Below are 346 nucleotides of genomic sequence, written 5' to 3'. Positions count from 1 at the left end.
TCCCGCGATGTTTGACCAGGCGTTATGCTCTGCATGGATATCCAGCACGTAGCTTTTCTGAACCTCCACTCCGCCGTTGTGGAAAATATTGTTAAACAGCTCAATATTGCTGAGATTTCTCAAACTCAGGATTCGTTTACCACTACCCTGTTTGTTATAGAAGGTATTGTTGTAGACGCTGACATCGCGAACCCCCTCAAGAACAAGTGATGTGGGTTTTCTGCTCCCAGAATAGGCGGTATCTGCAAAAATATTATTGCTGACTTCAACATTTCTCCTCGGCTGGTCGCTGCCGGCACCGCTTCCCGTCACAATCCGTAAATGATCAACATTGTCCGCAAAGTTA

The 346-nt window shown here is 46.2% G+C and carries 1 protein-coding gene; it reads right to left on the bottom strand.

Translation table 11 applies throughout. From position 1 onward, the window contains the following. Positions 1-346, bottom strand: a 346-nt coding sequence (locus C0039_RS21155; RefSeq protein WP_165787214.1) for a hypothetical protein, incomplete at both ends; no start/stop codon positions are given.

This window comes from Pseudohalioglobus lutimaris, from assembly GCF_002866825.1.
In the GTDB taxonomy this organism is placed as follows: domain Bacteria; phylum Pseudomonadota; class Gammaproteobacteria; order Pseudomonadales; family Halieaceae; genus Halioglobus; species Halioglobus lutimaris.
The sequence above is the reverse complement of the archived record's forward strand: the minus strand, read 5'-3'. Positions and strand labels throughout refer to the sequence as shown.